The sequence below is a fragment of the Paraburkholderia sp. EG287B genome (assembly GCF_040965595.1).
Classification (GTDB): domain Bacteria; phylum Pseudomonadota; class Gammaproteobacteria; order Burkholderiales; family Burkholderiaceae; genus Paraburkholderia.
Window position 1 is genome coordinate 56,919 of the sequence record NZ_JBFRCG010000014.1, and the last position, 16,932, is coordinate 73,850.

14 protein-coding genes are annotated in these 16,932 nt (G+C 65.9%); 6 read left to right on the top strand and 8 right to left on the bottom strand.

The annotated features are described in order from the left end of the window. Nucleotides 1–7: 7 nt before the first annotated feature. The 4 genes from secD to queA all read right to left on the bottom strand — a co-directional run bounded on the left by secD (nt 8) and on the right by queA (nt 5,281). On the bottom strand, nt 8–2,065 hold the full coding sequence (gene secD, locus AB4Y40_RS25720; protein ID WP_368690208.1) for a protein translocase subunit SecD: 2,058 nt from the start codon (nt 2,063–2,065) through the stop codon (nt 8–10). 167 nt (nt 2,066–2,232) lie between these two features. Next, on the bottom strand, nt 2,233–2,562 hold the full coding sequence (gene yajC / locus AB4Y40_RS25725; protein WP_042262488.1) for a preprotein translocase subunit YajC: 330 nt from the start codon (nt 2,560–2,562) through the stop codon (nt 2,233–2,235). A 248-nt stretch (nt 2,563–2,810) separates the two neighbouring features. Further along, nucleotides 2,811–4,010: a tRNA guanosine(34) transglycosylase Tgt gene (tgt, locus tag AB4Y40_RS25730; protein WP_368690209.1), complete on the bottom strand. Its 1,200-nt coding sequence runs from the start codon at nt 4,008–4,010 to the stop codon at nt 2,811–2,813. Between the two features lie 197 nt (nt 4,011–4,207). After that, nucleotides 4,208–5,281 carry a tRNA preQ1(34) S-adenosylmethionine ribosyltransferase-isomerase QueA gene (queA, locus tag AB4Y40_RS25735; RefSeq protein ID WP_368690210.1) on the bottom strand — a complete coding sequence of 358 codons (1,074 nt, stop codon included), beginning with the start codon at nt 5,279–5,281 and terminating at the stop codon, nt 4,208–4,210. A gap of 237 nt (nt 5,282–5,518) precedes the next feature. Here queA and recG point away from each other — a divergent pair, with 237 nt between their 5' ends. The 6 genes from recG to ubiA all read left to right on the top strand — a co-directional run bounded on the left by recG (nt 5,519) and on the right by ubiA (nt 12,716). After that, nucleotides 5,519–7,810: an ATP-dependent DNA helicase RecG gene (recG, locus tag AB4Y40_RS25740; protein WP_368690211.1), complete on the top strand. Its 2,292-nt coding sequence runs from the start codon at nt 5,519–5,521 to the stop codon at nt 7,808–7,810. Nucleotides 7,811–7,972: 162 nt separating this feature from the next. Further along, nucleotides 7,973–8,932, top strand: coding sequence for a hydrogen peroxide-inducible genes activator (locus tag AB4Y40_RS25745; protein WP_069268466.1), 960 nt, complete (start codon nt 7,973–7,975; stop codon nt 8,930–8,932). 397 nt (nt 8,933–9,329) lie between these two features. Next, on the top strand, nt 9,330–10,769 hold the full coding sequence (locus tag AB4Y40_RS25750) for a catalase (RefSeq protein ID WP_368690212.1): 1,440 nt from the start codon (nt 9,330–9,332) through the stop codon (nt 10,767–10,769). A gap of 88 nt (nt 10,770–10,857) precedes the next feature. Next, nucleotides 10,858–11,034, top strand: a complete 177-nt coding sequence (locus AB4Y40_RS25755; protein WP_368606757.1) for a hypothetical protein — start codon at nt 10,858–10,860, stop codon at nt 11,032–11,034. Nucleotides 11,035–11,204: 170 nt separating this feature from the next. After that, complete coding sequence (locus AB4Y40_RS25760; protein ID WP_368690213.1) at nt 11,205–11,693, top strand: Dps family protein; 489 nt, start codon at nt 11,205–11,207, stop codon at nt 11,691–11,693. 159 nt (nt 11,694–11,852) lie between these two features. Next, the gene (ubiA, locus tag AB4Y40_RS25765; RefSeq protein ID WP_368690214.1) at nt 11,853–12,716 is read left to right on the top strand and encodes a 4-hydroxybenzoate octaprenyltransferase; all 864 of its coding nucleotides are present in this window, start codon (nt 11,853–11,855) and stop codon (nt 12,714–12,716) included. Between the two features lie 72 nt (nt 12,717–12,788). On the opposite strand, the gene proC is transcribed toward ubiA, so the two are convergent. The 4 genes from proC to glcE all read right to left on the bottom strand — a co-directional run bounded on the left by proC (nt 12,789) and on the right by glcE (nt 16,841). Continuing rightward, complete coding sequence (gene proC / locus AB4Y40_RS25770) at nt 12,789–13,604, bottom strand: pyrroline-5-carboxylate reductase (RefSeq protein ID WP_342919331.1); 816 nt, start codon at nt 13,602–13,604, stop codon at nt 12,789–12,791. Nucleotides 13,605–13,626: 22 nt separating this feature from the next. Continuing rightward, nucleotides 13,627–14,325, bottom strand: a complete 699-nt coding sequence (locus AB4Y40_RS25775) for a YggS family pyridoxal phosphate-dependent enzyme (protein WP_368690215.1) — start codon at nt 14,323–14,325, stop codon at nt 13,627–13,629. A gap of 179 nt (nt 14,326–14,504) precedes the next feature. After that, the gene (glcF, locus tag AB4Y40_RS25780) at nt 14,505–15,734 is read right to left on the bottom strand and encodes a glycolate oxidase subunit GlcF (protein ID WP_368690216.1); all 1,230 of its coding nucleotides are present in this window, start codon (nt 15,732–15,734) and stop codon (nt 14,505–14,507) included. An 18-nt stretch (nt 15,735–15,752) separates the two neighbouring features. Further along, complete coding sequence (glcE, locus tag AB4Y40_RS25785; protein ID WP_368690217.1) at nt 15,753–16,841, bottom strand: glycolate oxidase subunit GlcE; 1,089 nt, start codon at nt 16,839–16,841, stop codon at nt 15,753–15,755. Nucleotides 16,842–16,932: the final 91 nt, after the last annotated feature.

The window sequence follows — 16,932 nt, forward strand, 5'->3', positions numbered from 1 at the left end:
CTCCGTATCAGCGGGACGAGCCGGTGTTGTTGCCGGAGCCGCCGGTGCCGCCCTGGGCATCGCGGCGGCGCACGACCGGCTTGGCGCGCGCGGCGCCTTTGGCGCCGGCCCTGGCCGGCTCACGCTTCGTGGCCGTCGCGGCGACGGCGCGGCCCGTGTCGGTGCCGGCATCGGCGCCGGCGAGCGCGGGCGTGCCTTCATCCGGCTCCGGACGCCACACCTGACCCACCGCGAGCGACTTGAGCTTCTTTTTGCCGCCGTACCAGAGGTTCACGAGACCGCGCGAGAAGAACACGGCCGAGAACATCGACGTGAGAATGCCGATACAGTGCACGATCGCGAAGCCGCGCACCGGGCCCGAACCGAACGCGAGCAGCGCGAGACCGGCGATGAGCGTGGTCACGTTCGAGTCGAGAATCGTCGCCCAGGCGTGTGCGTAGCCGTTCTGGATGGCCAGCTGCGGCGGCGCGCCGTTGCGCAGTTCTTCGCGCACGCGCTCGTTGATCAGCACGTTCGCGTCGATCGCCATACCGAGCGCCAGCGCAATAGCCGCGATACCCGGCAGCGTGAGCGTGGCCTGCAGCATGGAGAGCACGGCCACGAGCAGCAGCAGGTTCACCGACAGGCCGATCATCGAGATCGCGCCGAACAGCATGTAGTAGGCGATCATGAATACGGCGATGGCGGCGAAGCCGTAGATCACCGAGTCGAAGCCCTTGCGGATGTTGTCCGCGCCAAGGCTCGGGCCAACCGTGCGTTCCTCGATGATGTCCATCGGCGCGGCGAGCGAGCCTGCGCGCAGCAGCAGCGCGAGGTCGGCGGCGGCCTGCGGCGTGGGCTGGCCCGTGATCTGGAAGCGGTCGCCCAGTTCCGACTGGATGGTCGCCACCGTCAGCACTTCGCCCTTGCCCTTTTCGAACAGCACCATCGCCATCGGCTTGCCGATGTTGTCGCGCGAGACGGCGCGCACCGCGCGGCCGCCCGCCGAGTCGAGGCGGATGTTGACCGACGGACGCTGATGCTCGTCGAAGCCCGCCGAGGCGTCGATGATGCGGTCGCCGGTGAAGATCACCTGCTTGCGCAGCAGCACCGGCGCGGCGTTGCCTTGCGTGAAGAGCTCGTCGCCCGGCGGCACCGGCGCGTTCACGTCCGGATGCAGGCCCATCGGGTCGGCGAGGCGTGCTTCGAGCGTCGCCGTGCGGCCGATGATGTCCTTCGCCTTGGCGGTGTCCTGCACGCCCGGCAGTTCGACCACGATACGGTCGTCGCCTTGCTGCTGGATCACGGGCTCGGCCACGCCGAGTTCGTTCACGCGGTTGTGCAGCGTCTGGATGTTCTGCTTGAGCGCGGCTTGCTGAACCGCCGTCTTCACGGCCGGCGTGAACGTGCCGACGAGCTGCACGCCGCCTTCGGGGTTGTTCTGCGAGGACCACTGCAGTTCGGTGATGCCGCCCGAGCCCGCGAGGACCTTGCGCGCCTGCTCGGCCGTATCGGCGTCGGCGAAATTGACGACCACCGACTGGTTGACGCGGTTCACGCCGCCGTCGCGGATGTTCTTGTCGCGCAGGAGCGTGCGCACGTCCGAAGCGTCGGAGTCGAGCTTCTTGTTGAGCGCGCCGTTCATGTCGACCTGGAGCAGGAAGTGCACGCCGCCGCGCAGGTCGAGGCCGAGGTACATCGGCAGCGCGTGCAGCGACGTGAGCCAGCGCGGCGAGGCGCTCTGCAGGTTCAGGGCGACGATGTACTGCGGGTCGTTCAGGTCGGCGTTCAGCGCCTTGTTCAGCGCGTCTTTCAGGCGCAGCTGCGTGTCCGTGTCGGCGACGCGCACGCGGATGTTCGCGTTCAGCGTCGAGTTGTCGAACGTCACGTCGGTCGCGCGGATATTGTTCGCGGCGACCGCGGCTTCGACCTGGGCGAGCGTGCCCGAGTCGAGCTTGACGGTGGCTTTACCGCTCGACACCTGGACCGCGGGCGCTTCGCCGAAGAAATTGGGCAATGTGTACACGAAGCCGATGACGAGCGCCACCAGCATCACGACATATTTCCAGAGGGGATAACGGTTCATTGGTTGACCCAACGGGGGAGGGGAATGGCCTTAAGCGCTGCGTGCGCGTCCGGCGTTGCCTTCGGGGCGTACCTGCATTGACGTTTGCTGGTCAGTGGCTGCGAGGGCGGGCCGGATGCGCGAGGCCGTTCTTTCGGAGGCAACGGCCTCGGGGAAACCGTGAAGCTTTACAGCGACTTGATCGTGCCCTTCGGCAGGATGGTCGAGACCGACGACTTCTGCACGGTGATTTCCGTGCCATCCGCGATTTCGACGCCGACGTAGGCTTCGCTGACCTTGGTCACCTTGCCGACGATGCCGCCGCTCGTGATCACTTCGTCGCCCTTGGCCATGGCCGCGAGCATGTTGCGATGTTCCTTCTGACGCTTCATCTGCGGACGGATCATGATGAAGTACAGCACGGCGAACATCAGAATGAGCGGCAGGAAGCTCATGAGGCTCGATTCGGCACCACCTGCTGCACTGCCTTGCGCGAAGGCATTGGAAATGAACGACACGTTGGTCTCTCCGTTTTTTACGATCAAAAAGCGAGCCGGTTATTCTACCACCGGCATTCATCGCGACGATGACGCAAAATTGGCTTTGCGATCAAGTGCTTATCCCGGATCCCGCCCCGACGCGACATGTGTACGCGTGAAAACCGGGGCGGCTCGGGCGGACCGCATGCCTTGCCCGCGTCATTGTCTCGAAAGTTAATTGTAATGTTTCGCGGCCGGCACGTGACGCGCCGTCGTGAGACGCCCTCTCAATCCACGCCGCGTGCGCGCTGTTCGGCGAAGCGCTGGCGGAACGCCGCGAACGTCTTCGTCTCGATCGCCGCGCGCATCTCACTCATCAGCTCCAGGTAGTAGTGCAGATTGTGGATCGTGTTGAGCTGCGCGCCGAGGATCTCGCCCACGCGGTGCAGGTGGTGCAGGTAGCCGCGCGTGAAGTGGCGGCAGGTATAGCAGCCGCATTGTTCGTCGAGCGGGCGCAGCGAGTTGCGGTGCACGGCGTTGCGGATCTTGATGTCGCCGAAGCGCGTGAAGATCCAGCCGTTGCGCGCATTGCGCGTGGGCATCACGCAGTCGAACATGTCGACGCCCGAGGCCACGCCCGCCACCAGGTCTTCCGGCGTGCCGACGCCCATCAGGTAATGCGGTTTGTCGGCGGGCAGCTTCGGCGCGATGTGTTCGAGCACGCGCATCATGTCTTCCTTCGGTTCGCCCACCGAAAGGCCGCCGATCGCGTAGCCGTGGAACGGCATCTGCGAGAGGCCGGCGAGCGATTCGTCGCGCAGGTCCTCGAACATGCCGCCCTGCACGATGCCGAAGAGTGCATTCGGGTTGCCGAGACGGTTGAACTCGTCGATCGAGCGCTGCGCCCAGCGCATCGACATGCGCATCGAATCCGCGGCTTCCTTGTGCGTGGTGGGCACGCCGTTGGTCGCGTAGGGCGTGCACTCGTCGAACTGCATGACGATGTCGGAATTCAGCACCTTCTGGATCTGCATCGACACTTCGGGCGAGAGGAACAGCTTGTCGCCGTTCACGGGTGAGGCGAAGCGCACGCCGTCTTCCGAGATCTTGCGCAGGTCGCCGAGCGAGAACACCTGGAAGCCGCCCGAATCCGTGAGGATCGGCCGGTTCCAGCCCATGAAGCGATGCAGGCCGCCGTGCGCCTCGATCGTCTCCAGGCCCGGACGCAGCCAGAGGTGAAAGGTGTTGCCGAGGATGATCTGCGCCTTCATCTCTTCGAGCTCGCGCGGCTGCGTGGCCTTCACGGTGCCGTAGGTGCCCACGGGCATGAAGATCGGCGTTTCGACCGCGCCATGATTGAGCGTGACGCGCCCGCGGCGGGCGAGGCCGTCGGTGCCGAGCAGTTCGAATTTGAGGCCGTTTTGCGGGCGTTCGCCCAGATACGTGCCGTGTTCGGCGCGTGCGTTGCTTTGATGACCGTCGGTCATGCGGTTGACTCCTGTGCTACCGGAAAGTGCTTTGCATGGGACCGGAGTATGCGCTAAAGCGCCAACTCCGGATCGCGTGCTTTGCATGGGACCGGAGTAAGCGCTAAAGCGCCAACTCCGGATCGCAAGTCCGGCGCAGATGATGAAACGCCGCCGCGCGTTTTTCATGTCGCGCGACGGCTTGGGAAATGTGCGTGTTACTTGCTGAGCGCGTCGTCGGTTCGAGTCAGCAGCATTGCGTCGCCGTAACTGAAGAAGCGATAGCGTTCGGCAATCGCGTGACGGTACGCCGCGCGTATCGTTTCGATGCCTGCGAACGCCGAGACGAGCATCAGCAGCGTGGACTTCGGCAGGTGGAAGTTCGTCACGAGTCGGTCCACCACACGGAACTGGTAGCCAGGCGTGATGAAGATATCGGTTTCCGCCTGCGTTGCCGCGAGCGCGCGGCCTGCGCGGTCGGCGTCGCGCGCAGCGGCTTCGAGCGCGCGCATCGAGGTCGTGCCCACCGCGATCACACGGCCGCCGCGCGCACGCGCAGCCGCGATCTTGTCGACGAGCGATTGCGGCAGGTCGTACCACTCGCTATGCATCTTGTGCTCGGCGATGTTCTCCACGCGCACCGGCTGGAATGTGCCCGCGCCCACGTGCAGCGTGAGCGTGGCGCGCTCGACGCCTTGCGCGTCGAGTTGCGCGAGCAGGGCGTCGTCGAAGTGCAGGCCCGCCGTGGGCGCGGCCACCGCGCCCGGATTCTGCGCGAATACCGTTTGATAGCGCGTTTCGTCGCTCGCGTCGGCGTCGTGCGTGATGTAGGGCGGCAGCGGCAGACGGCCGTGCTGCTCGATCAGCGTGAGGCAGTCGTCGGGAAAGTGCAGCGTGTAGAACTGATCGACGCGCTCGCCCACCGTCACGTCGAACGCATCGGCGAGGCGCAGCACCGTGCCGGGGCCCGGGCTCTTGCTCGCGCGGATCTGCGCGAGCGCCGTGCGCGCGCCGGTCAGGCGCTCCACGAGCACCTCGATCTTGCCGCCGCTGGCCTTCTGGCCGAAGAAACGCGCCTTCAGCACCTTGGTATCGTTGAAGACGAGCAAGTCGCCCGGCGCGATGCACGCGGGCAGGTCGGAAAAGCGGCGGTCGGTCAGACGCGCGGGTTGGCCTGGCAACTGCGTCGTGTTATCGACCTCCAGCAGACGGCTCGCGCTGCGCTCGGGCAGGGCGGTCTGCGCGATCAGTTCCTCGGGGAGGTCGAAATCGAAATCGGAAAGCTTGAACATGCGGCCTGAAGTAACGGAAATGCGCCGGAGGCCCGGCGCGCGGCGGCTTTGCGGAGCCGAACCGTCAAGCGGTTGCGCCCCAAAAAGCGGCTGCAATGGCCGATCGTGCGTGACGAAAGGCTATGATTGCGGGACGTGCGCGATAGCGATGCGCGCGCCGTGCCCGATGGCCGAGGCCGTCGCGCTGCTCGCGCCGCGCCTTGCCGGAAAGCCGATATTGTACTTGCGAAGCTGCCCATGCCCCCATCCGTTAGCCGATTGATGTCCGAAGCCGAGTCCGCGAGCGAGGCGTCCGACGACGCACGCACGCCCGAGGACGGCGAGCGCAAGCGGCAAGCGGACGCGACGCAAGGGGCCGCACCGCCCGCGCGCAAACGCGCCGCGAAGAAGTCCGCGGACCCGGCCGCAGAAAAAGCCGTGGAAAAAGCCGCGGCCAAAGACAAGCCCAAGCTCACCAAGACTGCCGACCGCCTCGCCAAACTCGGTCTGCGCAGCGACATCGATCTCGTGTTGCATCTGCCGATGCGCTACGAGGACGAAACCACGCTCACGCCCATCGGCGAACTGCTGCCGGGCGGCATCGCGCAAACCGAAGGCGTGGTGTTCGACAACGAGATCGCCTACCGCCCGCGCCGCCAGCTCGTCGTGAAGCTGGAGGATCACAACGGCGACCAGCTTCATCTACGCTTCCTGAACTTCTACGGCTCGCAGGTCGCGCAGATGGCGATCGGCAAGTGCCTGCGCGTGCGCGGCGACGTGCGCGGCGGCTTCTTCGGCATGGAGATGGTGCATCCGGCGGTGAAGGTCGTGGAGGGCGACGCGCCGCTGCCGCAGGCGCTCACGCCCGTGTATCCGTCCACGGCGGGCGTGAGCCAGGCGTATCTGCGCAAGGCGATCGACAACGCGCTTTCGCGTGCGCATCTGCCCGAATTGCTGCCCGATACGGTCGCGCACGAGTTCATGGAGCCGCTGAATCTGCCGCCCTTGATGGACGCCGTGAAGACGCTCCACCACCCGCCCGTGAACGCCGACGAACACGAGCTGATCGACGGCACGCATCCCGCGTGGACGCGCATCAAGTTCGAGGAACTGCTCGCGCAGCAACTGTCGCTCAAGCGCGCGCACGAAGAGCGCCGCACGCGCGCCGCGCCCGCGATGGCGCGCCATGTCGCGGGGCGCAAGAGCGACGGGACGCTGCTCGCGCGTCTGCGCGGCGCGCTGCCGTTCACGCTCACCGGCGCGCAGGAGCGCGTGGTGGCGGAAATCGCGCACGATCTCGAACAGCCGCATCCCATGCAGCGTCTGCTGCAAGGCGACGTGGGCAGCGGCAAGACCGTGGTCGCGGCGCTCGCGGCGGCGCAGGCCATCGACGCCGGCTACCAGGCCGCGCTCATGGCGCCCACCGAAATCCTCGCGGAACAGCACGCGCGCAAGCTGCGCGGCTGGCTCGAGCCGCTCGGCATGCAGGTGGCGTGGCTCGCGGGCAGCCTCAAGGCGAAGGAAAAGCGCGCGGCGCTCGAAGCCGCGGCGCTCGGCACGGCGCAGCTCGTGATCGGCACGCACGCGATCATTCAGGAGGCCGTCGAATTCGCGCGGCTCGGCCTCGTGATCGTCGATGAGCAGCATCGCTTCGGCGTCGAGCAGCGGCTCGCGCTGCGCGCCAAGGCGCAGAATGCGAAGTCTCCCGATGAAACGAAGCGCGAGTTCCAGCCGCATCAGCTGATGATGTCGGCCACGCCGATCCCGCGCACGCTCGCCATGACCTACTACGCGGATCTCGACGTCTCCACCATCGACGAGCTGCCGCCCGGCCGCACGCCGATCCTCACGAAGCTCGTTGCCGACGCGCGCCGCGAGGAAGTGATTGCGCGCGTGCGAGCGGCGGCGCTCACGGGTCGTCAGGTGTACTGGGTATGTCCGCTGATCGAGGAAAGCGAGACGTTGCAGCTGCAAACGGCCGTCGAGACTTACGAAACGCTCGTGGCCGCGCTGCCGGAACTCACCGTCGGCCTCGTGCACGGCCGCCTCGCTTCCTCGGACAAGGCCGCCGTCATGGATGCGTTCTCACGCAACGAAGTGCAGCTGCTCGTGGCGACGACGGTCATCGAAGTGGGCGTGGACGTGCCCAACGCCTCGCTGATGGTGATCGAGCACGCCGAGCGCTTCGGCCTCGCGCAATTGCACCAGTTGCGCGGGCGCGTGGGGCGGGGCAGCGCCGCTTCGGTGTGCGTGCTGCTCTATACCGGGCCGTTGTCGCTCACGGGCCGCGCGCGCCTGCAAACCATGCGCGAGACCACCGACGGCTTCGAGATCGCGCGCAAGGACCTCGAAATCCGCGGCCCTGGCGAATTCCTGGGCGCGCGTCAATCTGGCGCGGCGATGCTGCGCTTCGCGAACCTCGAGACCGACGCATGGCTCATCGAGCCTGCGCGCGGCGCGGCCGAGCGTCTGCTGCACGAGTTTCCGCTCGTCGTCACGCAGCATTTGAACCGCTGGCTCGGCGCCCGCGAGCAGTACCTGAAAGCCTAAATAGTCCAACTGCGAGTCCATTACGCGGAACCTGCGCGCGCCTACGCCGTCTGACCCTTTTGCGCTGATCACGCCCCGCATAGGGGTGTTGATTATTGGCGAATCACCGCCATAGGTGTATAACTACAAGCTATTGATTCACCTTTTTTGATTGGTCCCCGAATGACGCTCACTGAATTGAAATACATTGTCGCGGTAGCTCGAGAGCGCCACTTCGGACGGGCTGCGGAAGCCTGCTTCGTGAGCCAGCCGACCCTTTCGGTCGCCATCAAGAAGCTCGAAGACGAACTGAACGTGCAGATCTTCGAGCGCGGCACCAGCGAGGTGAGCGTGACGCCCATCGGCGAGCAGATCGTCACGCAAGCGCAGCGCGTGCTCGAACAGACGCTCGCGATCAAGGAAATCGCCAAGCAGGGCAAGGACCCGCTCGTCGGGCCGCTGCGCCTCGGCGTGATCTATACCATCGGGCCCTACCTGCTGCCCACGCTCGTCAAGCAGATGATCAAGCGCGTGCCGCAAATGCCGCTCATGCTGCAGGAGAACTACACGCTCAAGCTCATCGAGCTGCTCAAGCAGGGCGAGATCGACGTGGCGATCATGGCGCTGCCGTTCCCCGAAACCGGCCTCACGCTGCGGCCGCTGTACGACGAACCGTTCGTCGTGGCGCTGCCTTCGGGCCATGCGTGGGAGCAGCGCCCGAAGATCGACCCGGACGACCTCAAGCAGGAAACCATGCTGCTGCTCGGCAGCGGTCATTGCTTCCGCGACCACGTGCTGGGCGTGTGCCCCGAACTGATGCGCTTCTCGCAGAACGCCGACGGCATCCAGAAGACGTTCGAAGGCTCGTCGCTGGAGACCATTCGTCATATGGTCGCGAGCGGCGTGGGCATTACCGTGCTGCCGCGTATGTCGGTAACCGAGGTGAAGCCGCACGCGGGCGGCGTGGATTCCGGGCTGCTTTCCTATGTGCCGTTTGACGAACCCGTGCCGGACCGCCGCGTGGTGCTCGCGTGGCGCAAGAGCTTCACGCGCATGCCGGCGATCGAGGCGATCGTCGACGCCATTCACGCCTGCGAGCTGCCCGGCGTGAAGAAGATCGAGGCGCCTGCCGAGGCTGCCTGACGTCTATCGCGCCGTGCGCTTTCGGGCTGCGCGGCGCGTTTTCCCCTCCGGCGCGTCATTCGCCCGCGCCGCCATTCTCCAGCCTTACGTTTCTTGCGACCCCAATAATCAGCGTCTATTCGATAGATTGAATAAATCAAATTACATATTTCGATAGTCGTTGCTAAAGTTTCCTCTACCCGATCCCAACCGGAAAACCCCTGGAGGAAGCGATGCAAACCACGACCCCGAACACCCCCAGCACCTCGGCACGCGCCCATTCTGGCCTTCGCACCGTGTGGTTCTCGCTGCTCGTCGACCGCGCGCTGTCCGCCTGACGGCCTCGCGCCATCTCACCATCGCACGGCAGATTTCACCGAATTCCAGAACACACACGCAAGCAAGGAAGGAATCCAGCATGACCGACCGTACTCTCACCTCGGCAGCCGGCGCACCCGTCGTCGACAATCAGAACTCGCTCACCGCCGGTCCGCGCGGCCCCGTGATGCTGCAGGACGTGTGGCTCCTCGAAAAGCTCGCACACTTCGACCGCGAAGTGATCCCCGAGCGCCGCGTGCACGCGAAGGGCTCGGGCGCGTTCGGCACGCTCAAGGTCACGCACGACATCTCGCGCTACACGAAGGCAAAGGTGTTCGGCGAAGTCGGCAAGGAAACACCGCTCTTCATCCGCTTTTCGACCGTGGCGGGCGAGCGCGGTGCGGCCGATGCCGAGCGCGACGTGCGCGGCTTCTCGATCAAGTTCTACACGGAAGAGGGCAACTGGGACATCGTCGGCAACAACACGCCGGTGTTCTTCATTCGCGATCCGCTCAAGTTCCCGGACTTCATCCACACGCAAAAGCGCGATCCGCGCACCAACATGCGCAGCAACGTGGCCGCGTGGGACTTCTGGTCGCGTCATCCGGAGTCGCTGCATCAGGTGACGATCCTCATGAGCGATCGCGGCATTCCGAAGAACTATCGTCAGCAGCACGGTTTCGGCTCGCACACGTTCTCGTTCATCAACGCGAACAACGAGCGTTTCTACGTGAAGTTCCACTTCAAGTCGGCGCAGGGCGTGGAGAACTACAGCGATGCCGAAGCCGCGCAGGTGATTGCTCAGGACCGCGAATCGGCGCAGCGCGATCTCTTCAATGAGATCGAGAAGGGCAATTTCCCGAAGTGGAATTTCCGCATTCAGGTGATGCCCGAGGCCGATGCCGCGAAGGTGCCGTACAACCCGTTCGACATCACGAAGATCTGGCCGCACAAGGACTATCCGCTGATCGACGTCGGCACGATCGAGCTGAACCGCAATCCGGAGAATTATTTCGCCGATGTCGAGCAGGCCGCCTTCACGCCGGCGAACGTGGTGCCGGGCATCGGCTTCTCGCCGGATCGCTTGTTGCAGGGGCGGTTGTTCTCGTATGGCGACACGCAACGCTATCGCCTCGGTGTGAACCATCACCAGATTCCGGTGAACGCGCCGCGCTGCCCGTTCCACTCGTTCCATCGCGACGGCGCAATGCGCACCGACGGCAACCTGGGCGGCAACGTGAACTACGAACCGAGCCGTTTCGGCGACTTCGCGCAGCGTCCGCAGGCGGGTGAGCCGCCGCTCGCGGCCGGTGCGGTCGATCACTACGATCACCGCGAAGACGACGACTACTACAGCCAGCCGGGCGCGCTGTTCCGGTTGTTCGATGCGGGCCAGCGCGAGCGGCTCTTCGCGAACATCGCGCGACACATCGACGGCGTGCCGGCGGAGATCGTGGAGCGTCAGATCGAGCATTTCCGCCGCGCCGACCCGGCGTATGCGCAAGGTGTGATCGACGCGATCGCGAAGCTGGCGAAGTAAGGACGCGGGCGCGGTTTGTTGTCACAACGTTCAGACAGCGAGCCGCGCCTGAAGCAGGACTTCCAGGAATTACCACAGGAGCACGACCATGACCCGAACGATGACGATGACCCTCAAGACCATGGGACCGGGAAATGCGGCCGCGATGGCGCGCACGCGTGCGCAAGGCACGCAGATCGTGCGCCGGATGGTGGGCTTTGCGATCGTGGCGAGCGGCTTCGTGGCGATCGCCACGCAAGCCTTCGCGCACCTGGCAGGGCACTGAACGAGCCGGGCGCGTTGCTGCACAGTAGGGTCGGATGAGCCGGGTTTCTGAACTTTCCAGGCTACACTGACGACCGATCGAGCGCTCGCGCGCCAGCTTTTTTTAAGGCGCAGGCGGGCACAACCGGATCGTCAAGCACGCGTAGTCTCATTGCTACACAAGGAGTCGTCATGGCCAAAAAAGCAACCGTACAGCACGTGAATATCGGCATCAGCGACAAGGATCGCAAGAAGATCGCGGACGGTCTCTCGCGCCTGCTCGCGGACACCTACACGCTGTATCTGAAGACGCACAACTTTCACTGGAACGTCACGGGGCCGATGTTCAACACGCTCCACCTGATGTTCGAAGGGCAGTACAACGAACTCGCGCTGGCTGTCGACGCCATCGCCGAGCGTATTCGTGCGCTGGGCGTGCATGCGCCGGGCAGCTACAAGGAATTCGCGAAGCTCTCGTCGATTCCCGAAGCGGACGGGGTGCCGGCCGCTGAAGACATGATCCGCCAGCTGGTGGAAGGCCAGGAAGCCGTGGTGCGCACCGCGCGCGCGATCTTCCCGGCGACGGAAGCGGCCAACGACGAACCGACCGCCGACCTGCTCACGCAACGCATGCAGACGCACGAAAAGACCGCGTGGATGCTGCGCTCGCTGCTGGCCTGATGCCGATGCGGCGCCCGGGGCGCTGCACCTGAAGCACGATCAGCACGATGAAAGGCCCGCCGGATGTCCGGCGGGCCTTTGTTTTTGCGCGGGTGCGGCTCGCGGCGACGGCGCGCCGCCCTGGCCTACAATAGCGGCATCGCTTTTCCCGCCCCGATCATGTTCGCCCGACTCCCGCTTTATTTGCGGCTCGTCCGCATGGACAAGCCGATCGGCAGCCTGCTGCTGCTGTGGCCGACGCTCAACGCGCTGTGGATCGCCTCGGACGGCCATCCGCCCCTCTCGCTGCTGATCATTTTCACGGTCGGCACCGTGCTGATGCGCTCGGCGGGCTGCGCGATCAACGACTACGCCGACCGCGATTTCGACCGCCACGTGAAGCGCACGGCGGAGCGCCCCATCACGTCGGGCCGCATCCGCGCCTGGGAAGCGGTGGCGATTGCCGCGGGCCTCGCACTCGTGTCGTTCCTGTTGATCCTGCCGCTCAATGCGCTGACGAAGCAGCTTTCGGTCGTGGCGCTGTTCGTGGCGGCGTCGTATCCGTTCACCAAGCGCTTTTTCGCGATTCCGCAGGCGTACCTGGGCATCGCGTTCGGCTTCGGCATCCCCATGGCATTCGCTGCCGTGCAGGATCACGTGCCGGCGCTCGCGTGGATCATGCTGGCCGCGAACGTGTTCTGGTCGGTGGCCTACGACACCGAATACGCGATGGTCGATCGCGACGACGACATCAAGATCGGCATTCGCACCTCGGCGCTCACGTTCGGCCGCTTCGACGTGCTCGCGATCATGCTCTGCTATGCGGCCACGCTCGGCATTTACGTGTGGGTGGGCGTGACGCTGGGCTTCGGCTGGCTCTACTGGCTCGGCTGGGCGGCCGCCGTGGGCTGCGCCATTTACCACTACACGCTCATCAAGAACCGCGAACGCATGCCGTGCTTCGCCGCGTTCCGCCACAACAACTGGCTGGGCGGCGCGCTGTTCGTCGGGATCGCGGCTCATTACGCCATCGCGGGACTCTGAGGCCAGATCGACGAAAAAAAGCGCCGGGTGCACGACACGCCCGGCGCTTTTTCTATCTTTACGGCGGTGCGCTTACTGCTTGCCGAATTCCTCGCCCATTTCCTTCGCGCGCGCATCGGCCGCGAGCGCGCCCTTGACGATGGCGGCCTTCACGCCCGAAGCGTCGAACGACGCCAGCGCGGCGGCGGTCGTGCCGCCCTTGGAGGTCACGCGCTCGCGCAGCACGGCGGGCGGCTCGTCCGATTGAAGTGCAAGCTGCGCCGCACCCGTGAACGTGGCGATGGCGAGCGCGCGGCCTTGCTGCTCGTCCATGCCGAGCTGGCGCGCCGCTTCTTCGAGCGCTTCGATGAAGTAGAACACGTAGGCCGGGCCGCTGCCCGAGATGCCCGTGACCGCGTCGATCTTCGCTTCGTCGTCGAACCAGACCGTCTGGCCGACTGCGCCGAGCACATCCGAGGCGAGCTGGCGGCCCGCGGCGTCCACGCCGCTGCTCGCGACGAGGCCGGTTGCGCCCATGCCGATCAGCGCGGGCGTGTTCGGCATCGTGCGCACGACGCGCGCGTGGCCGTTCAGCCAGCGCGAGAGATCGTCGATGCGGATACCGGCCATGATGCTGATGACGACCTGATGGGCGCCCAGGTGCGGGGCGATGCCCTCGGCCACGGCCTTGGCGATTTGCGGCTTCACGGCGATCAGGACCGCGTCGTACGACGCGAGCGCGCCGTCCGCGGCGGCGCCGGTGCGCACGCCGAACTGCTCGGCGCTGCGCTTGCGGGCGTCCTCGTTCGGATCGATCGCGTAGAGGTTGTCGGCGGGAACGCCCTTGCGGATCAGGCCGCCGATGAGTGCGGCGGCCATGTTGCCGCCGCCGATGAAGGCAATTTTCATGGTGATGGAATCGTTCAGTGAATCAGTGAGAGTAGTCGCGCGCGCCGAAAATCGCGGTGCCGACGCGCACGATCGTCGCGCCTTCGAGCACCGCCGCTTCGAGGTCCGCCGACATGCCCATGGAGAGCGTGTCGAGCGCGAGGCCATCTGCGCGTAGCGCTTCGAACAACTCGCGCAGCTGGCGGTGCGGCGCGCGTTGCGCCTCGAGCGAGGTTTCCGGCTCGGGAATCGACATGAGCCCGCGCAGGCGCAGGTTGGGCAGGGCGGCGATCTGGCGCGCGACCTGCTGCGCTTCTTGCGGGGTGACGCCGCTCTTGCTGGCCTCGCCGCTTACGTTGACCTGCAGGCAGACGTTGAGCGGCGCAATGCCGGCGGGACGCTGCGCCGAAAGGCGCTCGGCAATCTTCAGACGATCGACCGAATGGACCCAGTCGAAACGCTCGGCTACGGGGCGTGTCTTGTTCGATTGGAGCGGCCCGATGAAATGCCATTCGATGCTCGCGCGCAAGTCGGCGAGCGCTTCGATCTTGTCCACCGATTCCTGCACGTAGTTCTCGCCGAACGCGCGCTGGCCCGCAGCGTGAGCGGCGCGCACGTCCTGCGCAGGAAAGGTCTTCGAAACCGCGAGCAGCTCCACGCTTTGCGGGTCGCGGCCGGCGTTGCGGGCGGCGGCGGCGATGCGCTCGCGGACAGCTTCGAGATTGTGGGAGAGATCGGTCATCGGGCTTGAGGGCCGGCGCATGAAAGGGCGCACGCCGCCTTTTTGGATCCAAAACGAACAGAACGACGGCCATTATACGGACTGCGCACGGCGCGAAACACTGGCCAGCAAGGCTATACCGAATGGCCGACTGTTGGCGCGCCGTGCGTCTCGTTACGCTGGTTCCGTTCCCGATCGGTTCAATTCGTCACCAGCATATGTTCGACCAGCTCAATCCAGTGCGTGACCGGAATCGCCGTGCCGCTTTGCAGGTGCGTGATGCAACCTATGTTGGCCGAGACGATCAATTGCGGCTCCAGCGCCTGCAGCCGGTCCACTTTCTGGTTGCGTAGCGTGTAGGAAAGGCGCGGCTGCATGATCGAATACGTGCCCGCGGAGCCGCAGCAGAGATGGCTGTCGGCGGGAAGTCGCACGTCGAGTCCGAGCGCCGTGAGCAGCCTCTCCACGCCGCCGCGCAACTGCTGGCCATGCTGAAGTGTGCAGGGCGGATGCCAGGCTACCGTCTTGATGCTGCGCCGCCTCGTCGCGGCCACGAGCTGTTCCTCGAAGGCGGGCAGCAGCTCCGAGAGATCGCGGGTGAGCTCGACCACGCGGCGCGCTTTCTCCACATAGGCCGGATCGTCGCGCAGCAGGTGCGCGTATTCCTTCACCGTCGCGCCGCAGCCCGAGGCGTTCATCACGATCGCTTCCGCGCCCTGCTCGATGTAGGGCCACCAGGCGTCGATGTTCGCGCGCACGTCGTCGAGCGCATCGTCGGCGTAGCCCATATGCAGGCGGATCGCGCCGCAGCAGCCCGATTGCGGCGCGACGATCGCTTCGATGCCCAGCGCGTCCAGCACGCGCGCGGTCGCGATGTTGATGTTGGGCATCATCGAGGGCTGCACACAGCCTTGCAGCATCAGCATCTTGCGCGCGTGCTTCGCCGTGGGCCACGCGAGCGAGCGCTGGCGTACGGGCACCTTGTCGCGCAGGCGCTTGGGCAAAAGCGGCCGCACCTGCTGGCCGAGGCGCATGGCCGGCGTGAAGAGGGCGCGGCGCGGCAGCAGGCCCGCGAGCAGGCGGCGCATGATGCGCTGGCGCAGCGGCCGCTTCACCATCTGTTCGGCATGCTTGCGGCCCACTTCCACGAGGCGCCCATACTGCACGCCGGAGGGGCAGGTGGTCTCGCAACTGCGGCACGTGAGGCAGCGGTCGAGGTGCGTGAGCGTGCTCTTCGTGACCGGCGCGCCTTCCACCATCTGCTTCATGAGATAGATGCGCCCGCGCGGGCCGTCCAGCTCGTCGCCGAGCAACTGATAGGTCGGGCAGGTCGCGGTGCAGAAGCCGCAATGCACGCACTTGCGCAGGATCGCGTCGGCTTCGTCGCCGTCGGGGGTGTTGCGTATGAAGTCCGCGAGGTTCGTCTGCATCGCCGCGTGTGGGTGTCGTCAGAAGTCGGAATACAGCCGGCCGCGATTGAAGATGCGGGCCGGGTCGAAGGCGGCCTTCAGGCCGCGATGGATCCTCATGAGCGGCGCGGGCAAAGGCGTGAAGACGCCTGCGCTGCGGTCGTAGTCGCGCCCGGTGCGGAACATCGTGGCGTGACCGCCGGCTTGCTTCGCGCTGATCCGCACCGTTTGCGCATCGGTTTCCGTGATCCACCAGCGCTGCGCGCCGCCCCATTCCATGAGTTGCGCGCCCGGCAGTTGCAGGGGCTCCGCGATCGAGGGCAGCGCGAGACGCCACAGTGCAGCGTTGGGCGCGATCGACGCAAAGAACGGATCGGTCTGCTCGCGCAGGCCCGCCCAGAAGCGTTCGGCCTCCACGGCGTCCACCACTTCGCCGCCCAGGCTCGCGCGAGCTGTCTTCACCGCGGCTTCCGCGCCCGCAAGGCGTACCGCGAGCGTGCCGTTGCGCCAGGCGCTCGCCGTCATCGGCAGCGGGCGGCCGCCCCATTCGTTGAGCTTGCGCACGGCGTCGGTGCCGTTCATGTCGAATTTGAGCGTGGTTTCCGCTTGCGGCGCCGGCAGCACCTTCACCGAAAGCTCCAGCAGCAGGCCGAGCGTGCCGAGCGAGCCCGCCATGAGCCGCGAAACGTCGTAGCCCGCCACGTTCTTCACGACCTGGCCGCCGAAATGCAGCACTTCGCCGTGGCCGTTCATGAGCACCGCGCCCAGCACGAAGTCGCGAGGTGCGCCCGCGCTCGCCCGCCGCGGCCCGGCAATGCCTGCGGCAATGCAGCCGCCCAGGGTGGCCTGGGCGCCGAAGTGCGGCGGCTCGAATGCGAGCATCTGGCCGTGGGCCGCGAGCGCCGTTTCGATTTCCGCAAGCGGTGTGCCGGCACGCGCCGTGATCACCAGTTCGGCCGGGTCGTACGCGATGATGCCGCGGTGCGCGCGCGTGTCGAGAATCTCGCCTTCGAGCGACTGGCCGTACCAGTCCTTGGTGCCCCCGCCGCGAATGCGCAGCGCCCGCCCATCGGCGCTCGCCGCCCGGATGCGTTCGGACCAGTCCGAGACGATGTCGTCCTCTTCCATGTCGTGATGGTCGCGCTCGTTCGTTATATGGTTCGTTCGATTGTACTGAGCGAACCTCGCCTGACAACCCGGAGCGGACCCTCATTCGGGT

What these genes read in the sequence shown, in the direction of transcription:
- glcF (WP_368690216.1), bottom strand. Translation starts at nt 15,734, where the DNA reads ATGCAGACGAACCTCGCGGACTTCATACGCAACACCCCCGACGGCGAC.
- ubiA (WP_368690214.1), top strand. Translation starts at nt 11,853, where the DNA reads ATGTTCGCCCGACTCCCGCTTTATTTGCGGCTCGTCCGCATGGACAAG.
- proC (WP_342919331.1), bottom strand. Translation starts at nt 13,604, where the DNA reads ATGAAAATTGCCTTCATCGGCGGCGGCAACATGGCCGCCGCACTCATC.
- AB4Y40_RS25755 (WP_368606757.1), top strand. Translation starts at nt 10,858, where the DNA reads ATGACCCGAACGATGACGATGACCCTCAAGACCATGGGACCGGGAAAT.
- tgt (WP_368690209.1), bottom strand. Translation starts at nt 4,010, where the DNA reads ATGACCGACGGTCATCAAAGCAACGCACGCGCCGAACACGGCACGTAT.
- recG (WP_368690211.1), top strand. Translation starts at nt 5,519, where the DNA reads ATGCCCCCATCCGTTAGCCGATTGATGTCCGAAGCCGAGTCCGCGAGC.
- AB4Y40_RS25745 (WP_069268466.1), top strand. Translation starts at nt 7,973, where the DNA reads ATGACGCTCACTGAATTGAAATACATTGTCGCGGTAGCTCGAGAGCGC.
- AB4Y40_RS25750 (WP_368690212.1), top strand. Translation starts at nt 9,330, where the DNA reads ATGACCGACCGTACTCTCACCTCGGCAGCCGGCGCACCCGTCGTCGAC.
- AB4Y40_RS25760 (WP_368690213.1), top strand. Translation starts at nt 11,205, where the DNA reads ATGGCCAAAAAAGCAACCGTACAGCACGTGAATATCGGCATCAGCGAC.
- AB4Y40_RS25775 (WP_368690215.1), bottom strand. Translation starts at nt 14,325, where the DNA reads ATGACCGATCTCTCCCACAATCTCGAAGCTGTCCGCGAGCGCATCGCC.
- glcE (WP_368690217.1), bottom strand. Translation starts at nt 16,841, where the DNA reads ATGGAAGAGGACGACATCGTCTCGGACTGGTCCGAACGCATCCGGGCG.
- queA (WP_368690210.1), bottom strand. Translation starts at nt 5,281, where the DNA reads ATGTTCAAGCTTTCCGATTTCGATTTCGACCTCCCCGAGGAACTGATC.
- secD (WP_368690208.1), bottom strand. Translation starts at nt 2,065, where the DNA reads ATGAACCGTTATCCCCTCTGGAAATATGTCGTGATGCTGGTGGCGCTC.